The sequence below is a fragment of the Pseudomonas sp. GM33 genome (assembly GCF_000282295.1).
Lineage (GTDB): Bacteria > Pseudomonadota > Gammaproteobacteria > Pseudomonadales > Pseudomonadaceae > Aquipseudomonas > Aquipseudomonas laurylsulfatiphila.
This window is the reverse complement of sequence record NZ_AKJO01000010.1, coordinates 1-20,648: the sequence shown is the minus strand read 5'-3', so window position 1 is coordinate 20,648 and position 20,648 is coordinate 1. Positions and strand designations below refer to the sequence as shown.

At 60.2% G+C, this 20,648-nt stretch carries 21 protein-coding genes; 11 read left to right on the top strand and 10 right to left on the bottom strand.

Annotated elements, in window-relative coordinates:
• Genes mlaD through PMI26_RS27510 form a run of 3 tightly spaced genes read right to left on the bottom strand, consistent with a single transcriptional unit; the run spans nt 1 to nt 2,074 of the window.
• Nucleotides 1-468 carry an outer membrane lipid asymmetry maintenance protein MlaD gene (mlaD, locus tag PMI26_RS27500; protein ID WP_007970271.1) on the bottom strand — a complete coding sequence of 156 codons (468 nt, stop codon included), beginning with the start codon at nt 466-468 and terminating at the stop codon, nt 1-3.
• Nucleotides 468-1,265 (bottom strand): lipid asymmetry maintenance ABC transporter permease subunit MlaE, encoded by a 798-nt coding sequence (gene mlaE / locus PMI26_RS27505; protein WP_007970268.1) that lies wholly within the window; start codon nt 1,263-1,265, stop codon nt 468-470. The genes mlaD and mlaE overlap by 1 nt, the downstream gene beginning before the upstream one ends.
• The gene (locus tag PMI26_RS27510) at nt 1,265-2,074 is read right to left on the bottom strand and encodes an ATP-binding cassette domain-containing protein (RefSeq protein WP_007970267.1); all 810 of its coding nucleotides are present in this window, start codon (nt 2,072-2,074) and stop codon (nt 1,265-1,267) included. Before PMI26_RS27510 ends, mlaE begins: the two co-directional genes overlap by 1 nt.
• A 275-nt stretch (nt 2,075-2,349) precedes the next feature.
• Between PMI26_RS27510 and PMI26_RS27515 the strand changes: the two genes are divergently transcribed.
• The 10 genes from PMI26_RS27515 (at nt 2,350) to PMI26_RS27560 (ending at nt 9,435) form a co-directional block, all read left to right on the top strand.
• Nucleotides 2,350-3,324 (top strand): KpsF/GutQ family sugar-phosphate isomerase, encoded by a 975-nt coding sequence (locus PMI26_RS27515; RefSeq protein WP_007970266.1) that lies wholly within the window; start codon nt 2,350-2,352, stop codon nt 3,322-3,324.
• Nucleotides 3,324-3,848 (top strand): KdsC family phosphatase, encoded by a 525-nt coding sequence (locus PMI26_RS27520; protein ID WP_007970265.1) that lies wholly within the window; start codon nt 3,324-3,326, stop codon nt 3,846-3,848. Before PMI26_RS27515 ends, PMI26_RS27520 begins: the two co-directional genes overlap by 1 nt.
• Before the next feature lie 7 nt (nt 3,849-3,855).
• On the top strand, nt 3,856-4,428 hold the full coding sequence (gene lptC / locus PMI26_RS27525) for an LPS export ABC transporter periplasmic protein LptC (RefSeq protein WP_033047361.1): 573 nt from the start codon (nt 3,856-3,858) through the stop codon (nt 4,426-4,428).
• Entirely contained in the window at nt 4,415-4,963 is a 549-nt protein-coding gene (gene lptA, locus PMI26_RS27530) for a lipopolysaccharide transport periplasmic protein LptA (RefSeq protein WP_007970263.1), read from the top strand. Before lptC ends, lptA begins: the two co-directional genes overlap by 14 nt.
• Nucleotides 4,963-5,688 (top strand): LPS export ABC transporter ATP-binding protein, encoded by a 726-nt coding sequence (lptB, locus tag PMI26_RS27535; protein ID WP_007970262.1) that lies wholly within the window; start codon nt 4,963-4,965, stop codon nt 5,686-5,688. The genes lptA and lptB overlap by 1 nt, the downstream gene beginning before the upstream one ends.
• A 245-nt stretch (nt 5,689-5,933) precedes the next feature.
• A complete protein-coding gene (locus tag PMI26_RS27540; protein ID WP_033047360.1) occupies nt 5,934-7,427 on the top strand; it encodes an RNA polymerase factor sigma-54 in 1,494 nt (497 codons plus the stop codon).
• A 74-nt stretch (nt 7,428-7,501) separates the two neighbouring features.
• Nucleotides 7,502-7,810: a ribosome hibernation-promoting factor, HPF/YfiA family gene (gene hpf, locus PMI26_RS27545; protein WP_007941242.1), complete on the top strand. Its 309-nt coding sequence runs from the start codon at nt 7,502-7,504 to the stop codon at nt 7,808-7,810.
• Nucleotides 7,811-7,822: 12 nt separating this feature from the next.
• Nucleotides 7,823-8,287, top strand: coding sequence for a PTS IIA-like nitrogen regulatory protein PtsN (gene ptsN, locus PMI26_RS27550; RefSeq protein ID WP_007970260.1), 465 nt, complete (start codon nt 7,823-7,825; stop codon nt 8,285-8,287).
• A gap of 2 nt (nt 8,288-8,289) precedes the next feature.
• A complete protein-coding gene (rapZ, locus tag PMI26_RS27555) occupies nt 8,290-9,147 on the top strand; it encodes an RNase adapter RapZ (RefSeq protein ID WP_007970258.1) in 858 nt (285 codons plus the stop codon).
• 15 nt (nt 9,148-9,162) lie between these two features.
• Nucleotides 9,163-9,435 carry an HPr family phosphocarrier protein gene (locus tag PMI26_RS27560; RefSeq protein ID WP_007970256.1) on the top strand — a complete coding sequence of 91 codons (273 nt, stop codon included), beginning with the start codon at nt 9,163-9,165 and terminating at the stop codon, nt 9,433-9,435.
• Nucleotides 9,436-9,515: 80 nt separating this feature from the next.
• On the opposite strand, the gene pmbA is transcribed toward PMI26_RS27560, so the two are convergent.
• Nucleotides 9,516-10,862: a metalloprotease PmbA gene (pmbA, locus tag PMI26_RS27565; RefSeq protein ID WP_007970255.1), complete on the bottom strand. Its 1,347-nt coding sequence runs from the start codon at nt 10,860-10,862 to the stop codon at nt 9,516-9,518.
• A 108-nt stretch (nt 10,863-10,970) separates the two neighbouring features.
• Between pmbA and yjgA the strand changes: the two genes are divergently transcribed.
• Nucleotides 10,971-11,495, top strand: a complete 525-nt coding sequence (yjgA, locus tag PMI26_RS27570) for a ribosome biogenesis factor YjgA (RefSeq protein ID WP_007970253.1) — start codon at nt 10,971-10,973, stop codon at nt 11,493-11,495.
• Between the two features lie 103 nt (nt 11,496-11,598).
• Here yjgA and tldD read toward each other — a convergent pair whose 3' ends face one another.
• The 6 genes from tldD to mreD all read right to left on the bottom strand — a co-directional run bounded on the left by tldD (nt 11,599) and on the right by mreD (nt 20,580).
• Nucleotides 11,599-13,041: a metalloprotease TldD gene (gene tldD / locus PMI26_RS27575; protein WP_007970251.1), complete on the bottom strand. Its 1,443-nt coding sequence runs from the start codon at nt 13,039-13,041 to the stop codon at nt 11,599-11,601.
• A gap of 12 nt (nt 13,042-13,053) precedes the next feature.
• Nucleotides 13,054-13,908: a carbon-nitrogen hydrolase family protein gene (locus PMI26_RS27580; RefSeq protein WP_007970249.1), complete on the bottom strand. Its 855-nt coding sequence runs from the start codon at nt 13,906-13,908 to the stop codon at nt 13,054-13,056.
• A 157-nt stretch (nt 13,909-14,065) separates the two neighbouring features.
• Nucleotides 14,066-17,869 carry a YhdP family protein gene (locus PMI26_RS27585; protein ID WP_007970247.1) on the bottom strand — a complete coding sequence of 1,268 codons (3,804 nt, stop codon included), beginning with the start codon at nt 17,867-17,869 and terminating at the stop codon, nt 14,066-14,068.
• 75 nt (nt 17,870-17,944) lie between these two features.
• Nucleotides 17,945-19,402, bottom strand: coding sequence for a ribonuclease G (gene rng, locus PMI26_RS27590; protein ID WP_007970246.1), 1,458 nt, complete (start codon nt 19,400-19,402; stop codon nt 17,945-17,947).
• Nucleotides 19,403-19,459: 57 nt separating this feature from the next.
• Entirely contained in the window at nt 19,460-20,056 is a 597-nt protein-coding gene (locus tag PMI26_RS27595; protein WP_007970245.1) for a Maf family protein, read from the bottom strand.
• A 32-nt stretch (nt 20,057-20,088) separates the two neighbouring features.
• A complete protein-coding gene (gene mreD, locus PMI26_RS27600) occupies nt 20,089-20,580 on the bottom strand; it encodes a rod shape-determining protein MreD (RefSeq protein ID WP_007970244.1) in 492 nt (163 codons plus the stop codon).
• Between the last annotated feature and the right edge of the window lie 68 nt (nt 20,581-20,648).

The following is a 20,648-nucleotide window of genomic DNA, read 5'->3' as shown; positions in this document are numbered from 1 at the left end:
TCATTTAGCTTCTTTGCTAACGGTATTGAGCAGGAATTTACCGATCAGGTCCTCGAGCACCAGCGATGACTGCGTGTCATGGATGGTTCCACCATCCTTGAGCAGGGTGTCTTCCCCGCCCACGCTGATACCGATGTACTTCTCACCCAACAACCCAGCGGTCAGGATAGATGCAGTGGAGTCCGCCGGCAGATTATCGATGCGTTTTTCCAGCTGCATGGTCACCCGACCGGTAAAGCTGTCGCGATCCAGATCGATGGCCGTGACCTTGCCGATGGTCACACCGGCCATGGTCACCTTTGCTCTGACAGTCAAACCGGCGATATTGTCGAAGTAGGCGTAAAGTTTATAGGTGTCGGTGCTCGGAGTCGGGGACAGCCCACTGACCCGCAACGCCAACAAGAGCAAAGCCAGGATGCCAGCCAGCAAGAAAAGGCCGACACCGATTTCCAGGGTGCGGTTTTGCATCAGAAATCTCCAAACATCAAGGCGGTCAGAATAAAGTCCAGGCCGAGCACTGCCAACGAGGCATAGACAACGGTCTTGGTAGTGGCACGACTGATCCCCTCGGAAGTGGGTTCGCAGTCATAGCCTTGGAATACGGCGATCCAGGTCACGACAAAGGCAAAGACGATGCTTTTGATGATCCCGTTGAGCACATCCTCAGTGAACGTCACGCTGTTCTGCATGTTCGACCAGTAGGAACCTTCATAGACCCCCAGCCAGTCGACAGCGACCCACGAGCCGCCCCAGATGCCCACCACACTGAAAATCATCGCCAGCACCGGCAGGGAAATGAAGCCGGCCCACAAGCGTGGTGCAATGATGTACTTGAGCGGGTCAACCCCGATCATTTCCAGGCTGGACAACTGCTCGGTGGACTTCATGTTGCCGATTTCCGCGGTCAACGCCGAACCTGCGCGCCCGGCGAACAGCAAGGCGGTCACCACCGGCCCCAGCTCCCGCAGCAGCGTCAGTGCAACCATCTGCCCGACAGCCTGCTCCGAACCGTAGCTGGAAAGGATGTTGAAGCCCTGCAGCGCCAGCACCATGCCGATGAACACCCCGGAGACCACGATGATCACCAGGGACATCACGCCCACCGAATGCAGCTGCTTGACCAGCAACCCGAAGCCGCCACCGATACCACCGCGGCCAAGCAAGGCATGAAACAGGAACAAGGCCGAACGCCCGAACACCGCCAGCACATCGATGCCGGCCTGGCCGAAGCGGCGAACGCGCTCCATCAATGAAATTCTGCGCATCAGCGCTTCCCCAGAATATCTGCGCGGTAATCCGTCGCTGGAAAGTGGTACGGAACCGGGCCATCGGGTTCGCCGGTCATGAACTGACGAATGCGCGGTTCATCCGAGTTCATCAATTCGTCCGGGGTCCCCTGCCCCAACACCTGACCATCGCCCACCACATAAATGTAATCGGCAATACTCGCGGTCTCGGCCAGGTCGTGGGAAACCACGATGCTGGTGATGCCCAGCGCATCGTTGAGCAAGCGAATCAGACGCACCAGAACGCCCATGGCGATGGGGTCCTGACCGACAAAGGGTTCGTCGTACATGAGGATCTGTGGATCGAGCGCAATCGCCCGGGCCAGCGCAACACGACGCTTCATGCCGCCGGACAGCTCGTCGGGCATCAGGTCGATGGCTCCGCGCAAACCCACGGCCTGCAATTTGAGCAGGACGATGTCGCGGATCATTTCTTCCGGCAGTTGCGTGTGAACCCGCAGCGGAAACGCGACATTCTCGAAGACATCGAGGTCGGTAAACAGCGCGCCACTCTGAAACAGCACACCCATATGCTTGCGCGCGTCGAACAGGTCGCTGCGCGACAGTTTCGGCAGGTTCTGACCATTGACCCATACTTCGCCTTTGGTGGGGCGCAGTTGGGCCCCCATCAGACGCAGTAGCGTGGTCTTGCCGCACCCGGAAGGCCCCATGATGCCGGTGACCTTGCCACGAGGGATACGGATATCGACATTGTTGAAAATGCTGCGCGTTCCGCGCTTGAAGGACAGTCCCTTCAGCTCGACCGCGTAGGCGTTATCGGCACTCATCTAAACTCCTTGCGATGCAGCCTCTCACTCGGACGCTTGGCTTTCTGACGAAAGCACATGCCTCCCTGCAGGCCGAACTGGCGGCGAACTATATCACTGCAAAGGCTGCGCGCCCAAGGCCAAAGCCGAGTCATGTGCAACGGCAGGAGTGGGTCAAAGCCCCGTCTAGAGGGTTTCAGGTAACAAGGAATGACAATGCACGACGAACTTGCGTGAGGGATTCGATCATAACCGCTATAATCGCCGCCTTTTCATCAGGCTATACGATTTCTGACATGAGCCAATCCAGCGACCTGATTCAATCAGCACAACGCACCATCCGCCTCGAAGTAGAAGCCGTGCAAGGCCTGCTACCGCAAATCGACGCAGATTTCGTACGCGCTTGCGAGATGATTCTGGCCAGCAAAGGCCGCGTGGTCGTGGTCGGCATGGGCAAGTCGGGGCACGTCGGCAACAAGATCGCCGCGACCCTGGCTAGCACCGGCACCACGGCATTTTTTGTGCACCCGGCGGAAGCCAGCCATGGTGACATGGGCATGATTACCCGCGACGACATCATTCTGGCGCTCTCGAATTCCGGTTCCACCAATGAAATCGTTACCCTGCTGCCACTGATCAAGCGCCTGGGCATACAGTTGATCAGCGTGACCGGCAACCCTGATTCGCCGCTGGCCAAGGCCGCCGAGGTCAACCTGAATGTTCACGTCGAACACGAAGCCTGCCCGCTGAACCTGGCACCCACCTCGTCGACCACCGCCGCCCTGGTCATGGGCGACGCCCTGGCGGTCGCACTGCTGGAAGCTCGTGGCTTCACCGCCGAAGACTTCGCCTTTTCCCATCCCGGCGGCGCCCTGGGCCGACGCCTGCTGCTGAAAGTGGAAAATGTCATGCACGCCGGCCAGGAACTGCCGCAGGTCCAGCGCGGCACCCTGCTCAAGGATGCCTTGATGGAAATGACCCGCAAGGGCCTGGGCATGACCGTCATCCTTGAGGCCGACGGCAAGCTGGCCGGCATCTTCACCGATGGTGATTTGCGCCGCACACTGGACCGCAGCATCGACATCCACAGCGTTGTCATCGACCAGGTCATGACGGCCCATGGCAAGACCGCCCGCGCCGAAATGCTCGCCGCCGAAGCACTGAAAATCATGGAAGACCATAAAATCAGCGCGCTGGTCGTGGTCGACAGCGCGGACCGCCCGGTCGGCGCCTTGAACATGCACGACTTGCTGCGTGCAGGAGTAATGTAATGAGTGCGGACCTGCTGCAACGCGGCAAACAGATCAAACTGGCGGTGTTCGATGTCGATGGCGTGCTGACCGACGGTCGCCTGTACTTCCTCGAAGACGGCAGCGAATTCAAGACGTTCAACACGCTCGATGGCCAGGGCATCAAGATGTTGATGGCCGCCGGAGTGCAAACTGCCATCATCAGTGGCCGCAAGACCCCGGTGGTCGAGCGGCGAGCGAGGAACCTCGGTATCCCGCACCTGTATCAGGGCCGCGAAGACAAACTGGTGGTACTCGACGAACTGCTGGCCCAACTGAATTTGAGCTATGAGCAGGTGGCCTACCTCGGCGACGACCTGCCGGACCTGCCGGTGATTCGCCGCGTCGGTCTGGGCATGGCGGTGGCCAATGCCGCCAGTTTCGTGCGCGAACATGCTCACGGCATCACCCTCGCCCGCGGCGGCGAAGGTGCCGCTCGCGAGTTCTGCGAATTGATCCTGCGCGCCCAGGACCGCCTCGATGCGGCCAATGCGGCGTACCTGTGAGCCCGCTATGCTGAGCAAAAAGTTTCGCAACACCCTGATGTTCACTTGCATCGCGGCAATATTCGCTGCGGTTGGCTACTGGAACATCAGCCCGGAACGCTTCCTCGACAAGCCGGTAACGCTGGTCGATGAAAGCGCGATCGACTATTACGCCATCAACGCCCACAGCGTGCAGTACCTTCCGGACGGCAAGCTGCAATATGATCTGGTGTCCGACAAGGTCGAGCACCTGAAAGCGACCGAGGTGACATTGCTGACCAACCCCGACCTGAACGTGTTCCGCGGCACTGAATACCCGTGGCACGTCCAGAGCCTGCGCGGCGAGGTCAACCCTGACGGCACGCAGGTCGAGCTGATCGATGACGTGCGCATCACGCGCTTCGACGAGAAAAACCGCAAGACCCTGATCACCAGCACCCGCATGACCGTGTTCCCGCAGCAGCAATATGCGCAGACCGAGCAAGACGTTAGAATCGACGGCGCTGGCGGTGTATCGACTGGCAAGGGAATGAAAGCGTATTTGAAAGAAAGCAGGATACACCTGCTATCGAACGTAAGAGGACAGTATGAGGCTCGTTAAAACCCTCCCGATTTTGCTCAGTCTGAGCGCAGCACTGGGAAGCGTGAGCGCCTGGGCTCTGCCGGAAGACCAACAGCAGCCTATCCGCATTCAGGCCGACGACGCCCAACTGGACGACAAGCAAGGTATTGCTACCTACAAGGGTGACGTGATCATCACCCAAGGCTCGATGAAGGTGACTGGCAACACCGTTACCATCACCCGCACCCCGACTGGCGACATTGACGTAGTGACCTCGGTGGGCAACCTGGCGTACTTCGAGCAATTGCAAACGGCTGGCGATACCAAGCCTGTTCAGGGTTGGGGCGTGACCATCCAGTATCACGCCACGCAAAATCGCGTCGTGTTGATCGACAAGGCCAAAGTTGTCGACAAGGACAACAACGTCACCCAAGGCGAGAAAATCGTCTACGACACCGAGAAGAAGCTGGCCAGCGCCGGGCGCGCCACCGGCAGCAAGGTGACAGAGTCGCGTCCGCGCATCGACATGGTGATCCAGCCGAAGAAAAAAACCGACGAGAAAAAGGCCCAGTAATGGCAACTCTGAAAGCTCAGCATCTGGCCAAGAGCTACAAGAGCCGCCAGGTCGTGCGTGATGTCAGCCTGTCCATCGACAGCGGTCAGATCGTCGGCCTGCTTGGCCCGAACGGTGCCGGCAAGACCACCTGTTTCTATATGATCGTCGGCCTGGTGCAAGCCGATCAGGGCCGCGTCCTGATCGATGACCTGGACGTCAGCCACCAGCCGATGCACGGCCGTGCAAAAGCCGGTATCGGCTATTTGCCGCAAGAAGCATCGATCTTCCGCAAACTGTCGGTGGCCGACAACATCATGGCCATCCTCGAGACCCGCAAGGAGCTCGACAAGGCCGGTCGTCGCAAGGAACTGGAAAGCCTGCTGCAGGAATTCCACATCAGCCACATCCGCGACAACCTCGGCATGAGCCTGTCCGGCGGTGAGCGCCGCCGCGTGGAAATCGCCCGCGCCCTGGCCACCAACCCGAAGTTCATCCTCCTCGATGAACCATTTGCCGGCGTGGACCCGATTTCGGTCGGCGACATCAAACAGATCATTTACCACCTCAAGGCCAAAGGCATTGGCGTGCTGATCACGGACCACAACGTTCGTGAAACCCTGGATATCTGTGAAACCGCCTATATCGTCAATGACGGTCAGCTGATCGCCGAAGGTGACGCAGAGACCATCCTGGCCAATGATCTGGTGAAGGAAGTGTACCTGGGCCATGAGTTCCGCCTGTAAACGCTGAGCTGTGCCCAGGTAGCCGCCCGGGCACCGGTCTCGCGATTCATCGGTGCTTCATGCAAGCCTGCGTGCTCAGCCCCTGACGAGGGCAGCACCGCAACACAAATTTATAGTTTTTTATTGTTACAGCGCTCTAGGCAAATCCTTCAGTTTCAGGCATATAATTTGCTTATGTTTGGCGCCCCGGCGCCCTGTAGTGGATGGCGCATGTGCGCCGGCGAATAAGGTGTTAAGCCCCTGCCATGAAACCATCGCTAGTCTTGAGAATGGGCCAGCAGCTGACGATGACACCTCAGCTGCAACAGGCCATCCGCCTGCTCCAATTGTCGACCCTGGACCTGCAACAGGAAATCCAGGAGGCCCTGGAGTCCAATCCGATGCTCGAACGCCAGGAAGAAGGCGACGACTTCGACAATTCCGACCCCTTGGCCGACAACGCCGAACAAAAACCCAACACCGACATCCAGGAACCCTCCTACCAGGAAAGCGCCCCGACGGTTGATAACCTCGAAGAGGGTGACTGGAACGAGCGCATCCCCAATGAACTCCCCGTCGACACTGCGTGGGAAGACGTTTACCAGACCAGCGCCAGCAGCCTGCCCAGCAATGACGATGACGAGTGGGACTTCACCACCCGCACCTCGGCCGGTGAAAGCCTGCAAAGCCACTTGCTGTGGCAACTGAACCTGGCCCCGATGTCCGACACCGATCGCCTGATCGCCGTAACCCTGATCGACTGCATCAACAATCAGGGCTATCTGGACGAAACCCTCGAGGAAATCCTCGAAGCCTTCGACCCGGAACTGGACATCGAACTGGACGAAATCGAAGCCGTCCTGCACCGCATCCAGCAGTTCGAACCTGCGGGCATCGGCGCTCGCAACCTGGGCGAATGCCTGTTGCTGCAATTGCGCCAGCTGCCCGCCAAGACCCCTTGGCTGACCGAAGCCAAGCGCCTTGTCACCGATTACATCGACCTGCTTGGCAGCCGCGACTACAGCCAGTTGATGCGCCGCATGAAGCTCAAGGAAGATGAGCTGCGCCAGGTCATAGAGCTGGTCCAGAGCCTCAACCCGCGCCCGGGCTCGCAGATCGAGTCTACCGAAGCCGAGTACGTCGTTCCTGACGTTATCGTCCGCAAGGACAACGAGCGCTGGCTGGTGGAGCTGAATCAGGAGTCGGTGCCACGACTGCGGGTCAACGCCCAGTACGCCGGTTTTGTGCGCCGCGCCGATACCAGCGCCGACAACACGTTCATGCGCAATCAGTTGCAGGAGGCCCGCTGGTTCATCAAGAGCCTGCAGAGCCGCAATGAAACCCTGATGAAGGTTGCCACCCAGATCGTGGAGCATCAGCGCGGGTTCCTCGAATATGGCGACGAAGCCATGAAGCCGCTGGTCCTGCATGACATCGCCGAAGCGGTCGGCATGCATGAGTCGACGATTTCACGGGTGACTACCCAGAAGTTCATGCACACCCCCCGGGGCATCTATGAGCTGAAATACTTTTTCTCCAGTCACGTAAGCACCTCCGAAGGCGGCGAATGCTCGTCCACGGCGATCCGGGCGATCATCAAAAAACTGGTTGCCGCGGAAAATCAGAAAAAGCCGTTGAGTGACAGCAAGATCGCTGGTTTACTGGAGGCACAAGGCATTCAGGTGGCTCGCCGCACCGTCGCCAAGTACCGCGAATCCCTCGGGATCGCGCCTTCGAGCGAACGCAAGCGGTTGATGTAGAGCCACGCCACAGCGTTCCAGTGGTAGATCATCTGATCTACCGCTTTATGCACTGGCAACGAAGGAGAAGCTGTATGCAAGTCAACATCAGTGGACACCAACTGGAAGTGACCGAACCTCTTCGCACCTACATCGGCGAAAAACTCGAACGATTGGAGCGACATTTCGACAAGATCACTAACGTGCAGGTCACGATGACCGTCGAGAAGCTGAAGCAGAAAATCGAAGCCACGCTGCATATTCCCGGGAATGAAGTGGTCGCCAATGCGGAACATACCGATATGTACGCTGCGATCGATGCACTCACCGACAAGCTGGATAAACAACTCAAAAAGCATAAGGAAAAGACCCAGAGCCTCCTTCAGGGCGCAACCGGTCGTTAACACTCCCAACCCATGATCCGACTTGAAAGTATCCTGACCCCCGGCCGTTCCCTGGTGAACGTGCCGGGCGGCAGTAAAAAGAAAGCCCTCGAACAAATTGCCAACCTTATCCACAAAGAAGTGCCGGATCTGGAGATGCAAGATGTCTTCGAGGCGCTGATTGCCCGTGAAAAACTCGGCTCCACCGGTTTTGGCAACGGCATCGCTATTCCACACTGCCGTCTCAAGGGGTGTGTATCGCCCATCAGTGCATTGATGCACCTGGACGCCCCAATCGATTTCGACGCCATCGACGGCGCGCCGGTTGACCTGCTGTTCGTTCTGCTGGTCCCGCAAGCCGCTACCGATGCGCACCTTGAGCTGCTGCGACAGATCGCCAGCATGCTTGACCGCAAGGACGTTCGCGAAAAACTGCGTAATGCCGCAAGCAACGAAGCCCTGTATCAGGTTGTCCTGGACGAGCAAAACGGTCAGTAATCATGCGCTTGATCATCGTCAGTGGCCGTTCCGGCTCGGGTAAAAGCACCGCCCTCAATGTTCTTGAGGACAACGGCTACTACTGCATCGACAATCTGCCTGCCGGCCTGCTGCCGGAACTGGCCGAACGAGCGTTGATTCATACCGAGCTGATGCAGCCGCTGGTGGCCGTTTCCATTGACGCCCGCAACCTGCCCAGCCACCTGTCACGCTTCCCCGAACTGCTCGAAGAAGTCCGCAGCCGCCACATCCAGTGCGATGTCCTGTACCTGGATGCCGACGAAGAAACCCTGCTCAAGCGCTTCTCGGAAACCCGCCGGCGTCACCCCCTGACCAACGCCAACCGCTCGCTGGCCGAAGCCATCAACGTCGAGAGCGTCCTGCTCGGGCCGATTGCCGACCTCGCCGATCTCAAGATCAACACCACCAGCCTGAACCTCTATCAGCTGCGCGACACTATCAAGCTGCGCCTGTTGAACCAGCCAGAGCCCGGTACTGCGTTCCTGGTGGAATCCTTCGGGTTCAAGCGTGGCATGCCGGTGGACGCCGACCTGGTGTTCGATGTGCGTTGCCTGCCCAACCCTTACTGGAAACCGGAATTGCGCGAGCAGTCCGGGCTCGATCAACCGGTTGCCGATTACCTGGCGGCACAGCCGGATGTGGAAGAGATGTTCCAGGACATTTCCACATACCTGCTAAAGTGGCTGCCTCGTTTTGCCGCCAGCAACCGTGCCTACGTCACCATTGCCATTGGCTGCACGGGCGGACATCACCGCTCCGTCTACCTGACCGAGCGTCTGGGGCAGCTGCTGCAAAAAACCCTGAAGAACGTCCAGGTTCGCCACCGCGACCTCAGCTAAAGGATTCACATCGCGATGCCTGCTCTGGAAATCGAAATCATCAATAAACTGGGCCTGCACGCCCGTGCTTCTGCAAAATTCGTTGGGGTCGCAGGTCAGTTCCCGTGCCAGATCCGGGCCGGTCGCACACCAGAGTCCATGGTCGATGGCAAAAGCATCATGGCGATGATGATGCTGGCCGCCGGCAAAGGCACCACGATCCACTTGAGCACAGAAGGCGAGCAGGAACAGGAAGCCCTGGATGCACTGGTAGCGTTGATCAACAATTTCTTCGACGAAGGCGAATAAAGATCAAAAGATCGCAGCCTGCGGCAGCTCCTACAGTGGTTTGCGCCGAAGGCTGCGATCTTTTTGTGTAACGGGGAGGCTTAGCTACCCGCCACCGTCATCCGCTCGATCAGCACCGAGCCTGTACGAATGTTGCTGCGCAACTCAAGATCATTACCCACGGCCACGATCTGCTTGAACATATCGCGCATGTTGCCGGCGATGGTCACTTCCTGGACCGCGAACTGGATTTCGCCGTTCTCGACCCAGTAACCCGCCGCGCCGCGGGAATAGTCACCGGTCACCATGTTCAGGCCCTGCCCCATCAGCTCGGTCACCAACAGCCCGCGTCCCATGCGCCGCAGCAAGGCCGCCTGGTCTTCTTCGCCATGGGTGACGAACAGGTTATGCACCCCGCCGGCATTGGCGGTGCTCGGCATGCCGAGCTTGCGGCCGGAGTAGGTGCCGAGGATGTACGACACCAACTCGCCTTTTTCGACGAACGGCTTGGCGTAGGTTGCCAGACCATCACCATCGAACGCCGCGCTGCCCATGGCACGCATCAAGTGTGGGCGCTCGTCGATGGTCAGCCACTCCGGAAACAGCTTCTGGCCCAGCGTGCCTTCAAGGAACGACGACTTGCGATACAGGCTGCCGCCGGAAATCGCCGACAGGAAACTGCCGAACAGGCCTCCCGCCAACTCTGCGGAAAACAGCACCGGCACCTCGCAGGTCGGCACCGGACGCGCGCCCAGACGGCTCGCCGCCCGTTGCGCGGCACGCTGGCCGATGCTTACCGGATCGGCCAGCAAGTTACCCTGACGGTTCACGTCGTACCAGTAATCACGCTGCATCTGGCCGTCCGCTTCAGCAATCATCACGCAGCTGAGGCTGTGGCGAGTCGACGCATAACCACCGATAAACCCGTGACTGTTGCCATAAACGCGGCAGCCCTGATGGGTGCTGAGGGTGGTACCGTCGGCGTTCTTGATCCGGCTGTCGGCGGCAAACGCCGCGGCTTCACAGGTCAGGGCCTGCTCGATGGCTTGCTCCGGCGTGATGTCCCACTGGTGAAAGAGGTCGAAATCCTGAAGATCCCGCGCCATCAACGCGGCATCGGCGAGGCCCGAGGCTTCATCTTCCGAGGTGTGTTTGGCGATAGCCAGAGCAGCGGCCACCGTTTCGCGAATCGCTTCCGGACCGCTGGCCGACGTGCTGGCCGAGCCCTTGCGCTGGCCTACGTACAGGGTGATGCCAAAACCCTGATCGCGGTTGAATTCGACCGTTTCGACTTCACGCTGGCGCACCGACGTCGAAAGGCCCTGCTCCAGGGAGACGGCCACTTCACAGGCGCTGGCCCCCTGGCGCCTGGCTTCAGCGATGATCTGCTCGACCTGTTCCTGCAGGGCCGGCAATGCTTGTGGGCCGACGCTTTCAACTGCACTCATGCTGTTCTCCACTCAAATTCTGCTTTCGGTAACGGTCATCGAGCGACCGGGCCGGACAAGTGGCCCCCGACTGGTTATCATGGCGGCGTTTCTTTGCGGACTGCCACCATGGTTGATTCTTACGACGACTCCCTCGATACGGGAGAAAAAAGCAAATCCCAGGTCAAACGCGAGCTGCATGCTCTGGTTGACCTCGGCGAGCGCCTTACAACGCTCAAGCCTGACTTGCTCAACAAACTGCCATTGACCGACGGATTGCGCCGGGCCCTGGCCGATGCGCCCAAGCACACCGCGAATATCGCGCGTAAACGGCACCTTCAGTTCATCGGCAAACTGATGCGCGATCAGGACACTGACGCGATTCTGGTTCTGCTCGATCAACTCGATGCCTCCACCCGTCAATACAACGAACGCTTCCATAACCTGGAACGCTGGCGCGATCGTCTGATTGCCGGTGACGACGCCGTACTGGAAAAATTCGTCGTCGAATACCCCGACGCGGATCGCCAGCAACTGCGTTCCCTGATCCGTCAGGCCCAGCATGAGGTTGCGCAAAACAAGCCTCCTGCTTCCAGCCGTAAAATCTTCAAGTACATCCGTGAACTGGACGAGACTCAACGCGGACTGCGTTAAGTCATCGCAGCCCTTGTAGGAGCTGCCGAAGGCTGCGATCTTTGCTTTTTAAAGATCAAAAGATCGCAGCCTTCGGCAGCGCCTACAAAGGCGGTGTATCTCCTTACGACCCCGTGCCACCCACGGTGATCGCATCAATCTTCAGCGTTGGCTGGCCGACACCCACCGGCACCGACTGCCCATCCTTGCCGCATGTGCCCACGCCGCTGTCCAGCGACAGATCATTACCGACCATCGACACCTTGCTCATGGCTTCCGGACCGTTGCCGATCAGGGTCGCGCCCTTGACCGGAGCGGTGATCTTGCCGTCCTCGATCAGGTACGCCTCGCTGGTGGAGAACACGAACTTGCCGCTGGTGATGTCCACCTGACCACCGCCGAGGTTGGCGCAATAGATGCCGCGTTTCACCGAGGCGATGATTTCTTGCGGATCGCTTTCGCCGGCGAGCATGTAGGTGTTGGTCATGCGCGGCATCGGCAGGTGCGCGTAAGACTCGCGACGACCGTTGCCGGTACGTGCCACACCCATCAGGCGGGCGTTGAGCTTGTCCTGCATGTAGCCCTTGAGTACGCCGTTCTCGATCAGCGTGGTGCACTCGGTCGGCGTGCCTTCGTCATCGACGCTCAAGGAGCCACGGCGACCGGCCAGGGTGCCGTCATCGACGATGGTGCACAGCTTGGAAGCAACCATCTCGCCCATGCGCCCGCTATAAGCCGAGCTGCCCTTGCGGTTGAAGTCGCCTTCCAGACCATGCCCGACGGCTTCGTGCAGCAGCACGCCCGACCAGCCGGAGCCGAGTACCACCGGCAAGGTACCGGCAGGAGCCGGAATGGCTTCAAGGTTGACCAGCGCCTGGCGCAACGCTTCACGGGCATAGCCCATGGCGCGGTCTTCACCAAGGAAATAGCGGTAATCGGTGCGGCCGCCACCGCCATGACCACCACGCTCGCGGCGACCGTTCTGCTCGACGATCACACTGACATTGAATCGCACCAGCGGGCGTACATCCGCCGCCAGGCCGCCGTCGGTGGACGCCACCAGAATCCGCTCCCAGACACCGGCCATGCTTACGGTAACCTGCTGGATGCGTGGGTCGAGGGCGCGGGTCGCGGCGTCGACGCGCTTGAGCAAATCGACCTTTTCGGCACGGGTCAGCACTTCCAGGGGGTTGTCCGGCGCATACAACTGCGCGACATCCTGGCTGGTAAAGGCCTGTACGGTACCGTGCTGCCCGGCCCGGGAAATCGAACGGGCGGCACGCGCCGCCGCACCCAGGGCTTCAAGGGTGATGGCATTGCTGTAGGCAAAACCGGTTTTCTCACCCGATTGCGCACGTACGCCGACACCCTGGTCAAGGTTGAAGCTGCCTTCCTTGACGATGCCGTCTTCCAGCGCCCAGGACTCGGAGATCTGCCCCTGAAAATACAGGTCGGCGGCATCGATGCCCGGCCCGGCCAGGTCGCCGAGCACGCCTTGCAGGCTCTCGATCGTGACGCCACCGGGCGCCAGCAGGTGTTCACTGACTGAGGACAACAACTCGCTCATATGCTTTACGCCTTAAATTCGTGTTTCTGATGCAGGCCGCTGGGCGCCCTGCGAGAAAAAGCGCCGGTGACTGGACACCGGCATCCGCGCCCGGATGGACGCCTGTTCGCTGCTGTCGCGTTCGGCCAGCAGCACGGCCTCGCCTTGATCCTGTTGTGCCAGCACCCGCCCCCACGGGTCGACGATGGCGGCATGCCCGAAGGTTTCCCGCGGCCCTGGATGCGTGCCGCCCTGGGCTGCCGCGAGTACATAGCATTGGGTCTCGATGGCCCGCGCACGAATCAGCACATCCCAATGCGCCGCGCCGGTCACCGCCGTGAAGGCCGAGGGAGCGGTAATCAGCTCCGCGCCGGCAGCCCGCAGTTCGCTGTACAGTTCGGGAAAGCGCAGGTCATAGCAGACCGTCAGGCCGACCCGGCCAACCGGTGTATCCGCGACGACCACACCGCTGCCATAAGCATAGTCATCGGACTCACGGTAACGGCCACGATTGTCCGCCACGTCCACGTCGAACAGGTGCAGCTTGTCGTAGCGCGCCACCGTTTCGCCCTGGTCATCGACCAGCAACGAACAGGCATGCGCCTTCGCCGTCGGCTGATCCACCGGCGGCAACGGCAACGTGCCGGCCACTATCCATAACTTGAGGTCGTGTGCGGTCTGTTTCAACCAGGGCAGGATCGGGCCTTCGCCCAGGGCTTCGGCGCGCCCGATGTCGGCAACGTCGCGCCGGCCCATGGCGGCGAAATTTTCCGGCAATACCGCGAGTTTCGCGCCGCCGGCGGCCGCTTGCTCGAGCAGTCGACGGGCCTGGGCCAGATTGGCCAGCACATCGCTCTGGCTGACCATTTGAATCACCGCTACAGACATGGCCTTTTCCCTATTGAAACAATGCGTTCCTGTAGGAACTGCCGCAGGCTGCGATTTTTTGATCTTGAAAAATAAAGGTAAAAAGATCGCAGCCTGCGGCAGCTCCTACAGGTGAACCGTACAGCCATGCTACTCCATAGGTCTGGAAAATGGTTTTTCAAAAAGCCTTGTCGAAGGTGATTTTCGGTTCTTTCCACGGCCCTTTGACGCTGTACTTCACACTGGCGAAACGGGAGACCCGGTCACCGATCAGCTTGTCGATCAGGAACAACGCCCCGCCGACCGCCGGTGCGCCGACGATCAGCGCGGCAATCGGCAGGTTATTGGTCACCGGCAAGGTCACCATCAGTTTCGCATCGATCTGATCGGCCACCATGTTCAGCGTGCCGTCGAGTTCGATGGTGCTCGACGGCCCCGTCAGCTGGATCGGCTGACGGGTGACATACACACCATTCGTCCCGACCAGCAGCCCCTTGACCCGGTCGTAGCTCAGGCCTTTGCCGAACAGGTCGGAGAAGTCCAGGCGCAGGCGCCGGCCGATGGAGTTGAAGTTGAGCAAACCAAATACCCGCAGCGCCTGGGCACTGCCTTCGACTTCGACGAACTGGCCCTGATTGAGTGTCGCATCGAGCGATCCGGAGAAACGCTTGGTCGCCACCCACGCCGGCGAGCCGGGCCAGCGGCCATCGACATCCATATAAAAGTCCCGGCTGGTGACACTCGGTGCAAACCCCCAGCCCTTGAGCACATCGGCGAGGTTCTTGCCGCTCATGCGGCCCTTGTACCAGCTGTTGCTGGCGCCGGGTACGCCTTCCCAGCCACCACTGCCCACCAGCAGCATGCCCTTGAGTCCCAGATCCAGCGAGTTGAACACAATACCCCTGGCCGTCGGGCGAACCTTCAGCGACCAGGTACCGACCAGATCCTGGCCCTGGAATAACTGATTGACCGTGATGTCCATCGCGGGGATTTTCGTCGGGTCCACCGACGCCAGCGGATCCGGCGAGTTCTCATCGGCCAGTACGGTCGGGTCCGGTGCCGGCAAGCGTACGGTTTGCAGATTGATCGCAATGGGCGTGGCCTTCGAATCGGGCAGGTTGGCGCTGCCCTTGATCTGCTGGCTGTCGAGTTGCAGCGCCCAGGCGGAGGGTTTGCGCGCCAGCTGAATCGAAGCCTGATCAAGCGTGGTGCCGATACCGCTGAGCTTGCCTACCTTGAAGTCCGCACCGCTGAGCAATTGCTTGGCGCTGCCGCCGGGGTCCTGCCCGGCGTATTTATCCACCAGATCCTTCCACGGGCCTACGTCCAGCTCGGACAACACGCCCCGTACCCGCAGACCTTTGGTGTCCGGCAACACCGCCTCGCCGCCACCGAGGAACAAGTCCCCGCGACCCTCGGCGAAATTGCCGGCCGGGGCCGCAAACGTGAAATTCGCCAGATCCCCGTAATTGACCCAATAGCGCCGCTCGTCGCCCTGTAACGTCATGCGAAACGTCGTGTCGCGCCCGGCATCGGCGGCCATGCCGAAGGGCGCAGGCAAATCGACCGCCACGCCCTTGAGGTTGGAGTTGACCCGCAATTGGCTGTCGGCGCCATTGAGGGTCAGTTGCAGTTGATAAGGGATCACGCCACTCACCGGCAGAGGCTGGGTCACCTTCAGCCAGTCGGTCAATTTCCTGACCTCGACCTGGCCCGACGCGGTTACCCGGGTATTGAGCTTACCCGGGCTGCCATCGGCAAAAATCTGTGCGGTGACCGGTTTGTCGAATGCCCTGGCGCCGATGTTCTGCCCGCTCAGGCCTTTGCCGCTGTCGAAACGGAAGTCACCTTTAAGCTGGGTTAGCTCCAGCACCGGCTCGGCCAGTTTCAAGCGTGCCCTGGCGGTCTTGAAATCGACGAGGATCTTCGGTTCCTCGCCTTTTGCCAGCGGAATATCCAGCTTCAACTTGCCGCTCAGTTCACCCTCGCCTTCCCAGCCGGCAAAGGTCGCCCCGGTGCCGATCGGCGCTTCCTGAAGGATTTTCAGGCCATCGCCCAAACCGCCGGCGAATCCGCCGTCGAGGAACAAATGAACGTTCTGTCCCGCAGGCACATGGGGAATGTTGACGTAAACATCGCTGACCTCGGTGTCGAGCAACTGGCCTTTGCTGGCCAGGATCCGCACGCCGCTGTCTTCGACAAACACATCGCCGCTGACCTTGCTGACATGGGGCCAGCCCGGCTGGAAGGCCAGCTCGGCATCGTGAACCTTGAAGTACAGGCTGATGCTGCGATCGACGTCTGCGGCACCGTGGTTGAGCGACCCTTGATACTGGAAGAAGCCCTGGTCCACCGCGCCCTTGAGAATCGCCGTGCGCAGCCATTCGTCCAGCGCCGGGCTGAGGACCGTCGGCAGGTACTTGGCGGTGTAGCGACCGTCGCCGTCCACCATGCCCACCCGCAAGTCCATGTAGTCTTCCTGGGTGTGATCGAAATGCAGGCGAATCAGAAAGTCGCCGGCAATCTTGCCCTCCTCGCCCAGCACCTTCAGATACGGCGCAATCAGGGTGAAGCCTTCTTTATCGAGCTTCCAGGTCAGCCGCGCGTTGGCCTGAATGTACTGCCATGGCTTGGCGAAAATCGGGTCCAGGTGCAGCATGAAATCCTTGCTGTCCATGCGCAGTTCGCCGTGCCCCAGGTCACCGCTGATGCTGCCGCTGACATTTCGCGCCGCTGGCGCACCGTGATAGGCATCGAAGCCCACCTGGTCGAGGTTGGCGGCAAAGCTGAACTTGCTGTCATCGGTGGCGTTGGGCCGCACGTCGATCAACACATTGCGCAGTCCGCCCTTCACCTTGAGCCGTTCGACAACGGTGGCAAAGCCTTGCGGAAACGGCGCCAGGGAATTGAGCAGCGGCGTGAGCGGGGTCAGGTCGACGCGGTCGGCCTGTAGATGCCAGAGCTCTTCGGTCTTGTCGGTGGCGGCGCTTTGCTTGAGCTGCAAATGCGTTTCCCAGCGGACGTCGCCCAGGTTCATTGCCAGGGAATCCAGGGTCACCTGCATGCCTTCGGCACTGCGCTCGAAGTAGCCATTGAGCGCCAGGTTGTTGATCTGGATCGGCTTGCGCTCGGCGTAGGCGCCCTTGAGTTGTGGCGCGTTCAAGCGCACTGCAGCGCTTTGCAAGAGGCCTTTGCCCCAGGTCAGCCACAGCTCGCCGCCGGCCTTGATCTCGGAGAAATTCCATTGCTGGCTGACGCGCTCGGGCAGCCACTTCGACCAGTCGCTTTGCGGCAGGCTCAGGTAGAACTCGGCTTCACCGTCCTGCCATTGGCTGGCTCGAATGCGGGTACGCAGGCTCATGGCCACGGGCTGGCCGTCGGGCAGGGTCAGGCGGGCGTCGAGACGCTGCCGCGACGCACCGGTTTTCAGATTCAGGCCGACGTAGGTCAGGGTCAGCGGCGACTGTGCAAAGGGCTGCAAGGTCACCTGGCTGTCGAGTACTGACAGTTGCTGGATCATCTGCATGCGATTGAGCAATTGTTCCGGATCGGTCGGCTGATCCTGTTGCACCGGCAAACCTTCCAGCGCCCATTGACCGTCGTCGCCCTCCTTGACGCTGATCCTCAGGCCGCTGAGCTCCAGATGAGCGATGCGTACCTGACGTGCCAACAGACTGGCCCAAAGGTCCGGCACCGCGCGCACCTGATCCAGGTGCAGGGCATTGGCGCCCTCGCCGACGGTCACGTCGTGCGCCATCAATACGGGGGCGAATCCACTCCAGTTGCCTTCCAGTTCTCCGATTTGCAGCGGCATGCCCAAGGCTTCGCTGGCTTTGGTTTCGATATCGGCACGGTACTCGGCGACCAGCGGCGTCAGCTCCCGGCCAAGGCTGACGTAGAGCGCCATCAACACCAAAACCAACGCGCACAGGCCCAGACCCCAGCGGGTCAGTGCGGCCAAAATGCGTGTCAGACGGTCCATGTCAGATGGCCCCCATGGCAAAAGTTTTGCAAAAAGCTGAGGCCAGCCATTCTCGAACAATCAAAACGAAACGCTTCAGAGCAGCACCACGTCGTATTGTTCCTGGGAATACATGGTTTCGACCTGGAAACGGATGGTGCGCCCGATAAACCCTTCCAGTTCGGCGACGTTGCCCGACTCCTCGTCGAGCAGGCGGTCGACAACTTTCTGGTTGGCCAATACACGATAGCCCTCTGCCTGATAGGCGCGAGCCTCACGCAGGATTTCGCGAAAGATTTCGTAGCAAACGGTTTCCGGCGTCTTGAGCTTGCCGCGGCCCTGACAGGCGTTGCACGGCTCGCACAAGACCTGTTCAAGGCTTTCGCGAGTGCGCTTGCGGGTCATCTGCACCAGGCCCAACTCGGTGATACCGATGATGTTGGTCTTGGCGTGATCGCGTTCCAGCTGCTTCTCGAGCGTGCGCAGCACCTGGCGCTGGTGCTCTTCATCTTCCATGTCGATGAAGTCGATGATGATGATGCCGCCGAGGTTGCGCAGGCGCAATTGACGGGCGATGGCCGTCGCGGCTTCGAGGTTGGTCTTGAAGATGGTTTCTTCGAGGTTGCGATGACCGACGAACGCCCCGGTATTGACGTCGATGGTGCTCATGGCTTCCGCCGGGTCGACCACCAGATATCCGCCGGACTTTAGCGGGACCTTGCGCTCGAGGGCCTTCTGGATTTCGTCTTCGACGCCATACAGGTCGAAAATCGGCCGCTCGCCCGGATAATGCTCCAGACGGTCGGCAATCTCCGGCATCAATTCGGCGACGAATTGCGTGGTCTTCTGGAAGGTTTCCCGGGAGTCGATGCGGATCTTCTCGATCTTCGGGCTTACCAGGTCACGCAGGGTGCGCAGCGCCAGACCGAGGTCTTCGTAGATCACGCTGGGCGCGCTGATGGTTTTGATCTGGGCGCTGATCTGATCCCAGAGCCTTCGCAGGTAGCGGATGTCCATGAGGATTTCATCGGCGCCGGCGCCTTCGGCTGCCGTACGCAGGATGAAACCGCCGGCTTCCTTGATACCTTCCTTGGCCACGCAATCGGTGACCACTTGCTTGAGACGTTCGCGCTCGGCTTCGTCTTCGATCTTCAGGGAAATCCCGACATGGGCCGTGCGCGGCATGTACACCAGGTAGCGTGAAGGGATTGACAGCTGGGTGGTCAGGCGTGCGCCTTTGGAACCGATCGGGTCCTTGGTCACTTGCACCACCAGGCTCTGGCCTTCGTGCACCAGTGCGCTGATGCTCTCGACCGCCGGACCTTCGCGCAGGGAAATTTCCGAGGCGTGAATGAACGCCGCGCGATCCAGGCCGATATCGACGAATGCCGCCTGCATCCCCGGCAATACCCGCACGACTTTGCCTTTATAGATGTTGCCGACGATCCCGCGCTTTTGCGTACGCTCGACGTGGACCTCTTGCAGGACACCGTTTTCGACCACCGCCACGCGCGACTCCATCGGCGTGATGTTGATCAGGATCTCTTCACTCATGGCAGGGTCTCGTTCAGGCATGTTCACGATAATGGCCGCATCTGTTCAGAACGTTGCTTAGTGTGCGTTCCGGGTTTGCCAACAGGGTATGCCGAAATGGCCGAGCAGTTCCGCGGTTTCGCAAAGCGGCAGTCCGACCACCGCTGAATAACTTCCATTGAGCCCGGCGACAAACACCGCACCCAGTCCTTGAATGCCATAACCGCCCGCCTTGTCCTGTGGTTCACCGCTGGCCCAGTAGGCCACGGCTTCATCACGACTGATATCCCGAAAACGCACGCGACTGGTGACAACCCGGGACTCGCAGCGTTCGCCGTCCAGCAGCGCAATCGCGGTCAGGACTTCATGCTCACACCCCGACAACATCATCAGCATGGCGCAGGCATCCGCTTGATCAACCGGTTTGCCGAGAATTTTTCCATCGAGCACCACGGCGGTATCGGCACCGAGCACGCAGAACGGCTCGTCAGACACGACGCTGCCGCGCCCGGCCTCGGCCTTGCCGCGTGCCAGACGCTCGACATAGGCCGACGGGGATTCTTGATCTATAGGAGTTTCATCGATGTCCGCACTGACGGCGGAGAACGGAACGCCGATCTGCGTGAGCAATTCACGCCGGCGTGGCGAGCCAGAGGCGAGGTACAACCGTTTCATCAAGACCTCTCCCTGTCTAATGCCTGAGCGAATTAATTGATTTTGTAGCGTCGACGCAGTCCGCGCAAACCGAAACTGATCCAGGGCCAGAGCAATGCGCTGACCAGTGCCGGCAGCACCAGCGCCAGCGTCGGCTGACGATTGCCGGTCAAGGCACTGAGCCAGAGTTGTACCAGCTGGGCGAGGCCGAAGATCACCAGGATCACCAGGCTCTGCTGCCACATCGGGAACATCCGCAGGCGTTGTTGCAGCGCCAGCACCAGATAGGTGATGAGCGTCAGGATCAAGGCATTCTGACCCAGCAAGGTGCCGTAGAGCACGTCTTCAGCCAGCCCCAGGCAAAACGCCGTCACCATCCCGACCGTCTGCGGCAGGTTCAACGCCCAGAATGCCAGCAACAAGGCCAGCCACAGCGGGCGCAGGATTTCCATGAATTGCGGCAATGGCGAAACGCTGAGGAGTAGACCGACGGCGAACGTCAGCCAGACTATCCAGCCGTTTCGGGATGCTTTTACACCGCCCATTATTCTCTCCCCACTGGAGTGGCCGGCGCGGAGACTGGCGGTTTGGCGGCAGGCTTCGCGGCAGCGGG